The sequence below is a fragment of the Marinomonas algarum genome (assembly GCF_020532605.1).
Classification (GTDB): domain Bacteria; phylum Pseudomonadota; class Gammaproteobacteria; order Pseudomonadales; family Marinomonadaceae; genus Marinomonas; species Marinomonas algarum.
In genome coordinates this window covers 1-789 of the sequence record NZ_JAJATW010000074.1, presented here as the reverse complement: position 1 = coordinate 789, position 789 = coordinate 1, and the positions used below count along the sequence as shown (strand labels likewise).

At 43.3% G+C, this 789-nt stretch carries 2 tRNA genes and 2 rRNA genes; all 4 read left to right on the top strand.

The features are described from left to right. Positions 1-80, top strand: a 16S ribosomal RNA gene (locus LG368_RS15380); the annotation flags it as partial. Between the two features lie 119 nt (positions 81-199). Next, a tRNA-Ile gene (locus tag LG368_RS15375) sits at positions 200-276 on the top strand. Between the two features lie 18 nt (positions 277-294). Then, positions 295-370, top strand: a tRNA-Ala gene (locus LG368_RS15370). A gap of 311 nt (positions 371-681) precedes the next feature. Next, positions 682-789: ribosomal RNA gene (locus LG368_RS15365) — 23S ribosomal RNA — on the top strand; the annotation flags it as partial.

Below are 789 nucleotides of genomic sequence, written 5' to 3'. Positions count from 1 at the left end.
TTACCACGGAGTGGTCAATGACTGGGGTGAAGTCGTAACAAGGTAGCCCTAGGGGAACCTGGGGCTGGATCACCTCCTTAAACGATAGAAGCTCTGGTGAGCGTTCACACAAATTATCTGATGGTATGAGTTAGTTGTTCTTAGTTGAGCAGATTGGCTTTATACAATATCTACTTTATGAGAAGCACAGAAAGTATTTGGGTCTGTAGCTCAGTTGGTTAGAGCGCACCCCTGATAAGGGTGAGGTCGGCCGTTCAAATCGGCCCAGACCCACCAAATACTGCACTAAGAAATGGGGCTATAGCTCAGCTGGGAGAGCGCCTGCTTTGCACGCAGGAGGTCTGCGGTTCGATCCCGCATAGCTCCACCATTACTTACATTCTTGTGTTTAAAGTTAGCTAGAGTTCTAAGCAAGACACTAATTATAGACGGTTCAAAGAATATTTTGAACATGTTTCAGTTTTAGTCTCTGACTTAGTGCTTTGCACTAAACTTGCTCTTTAACAATTCAAATTTTGAAATAACGATGAATCAAGCGTTAAACCGGTGGAAGTTCACTTTAACCTAGTGACTTCTATTATCGTAAATCCAGAGAAGAGGCAAAAGCTTCTTTGGTATGTGACTTAAAGTACATAAAAGAAGACTTCAGTCTGATTTTATGAAAACTATTTTGGGTTATATGGTCAAGTGACCAAGCGTGCACGGTGGATGCCTTGGCAGTCAGAGGCGATGAAGGACGTGGTAATCTGCGAAAAGGTTCGGGGAGTCGATAAACAGACTTTGATCCGA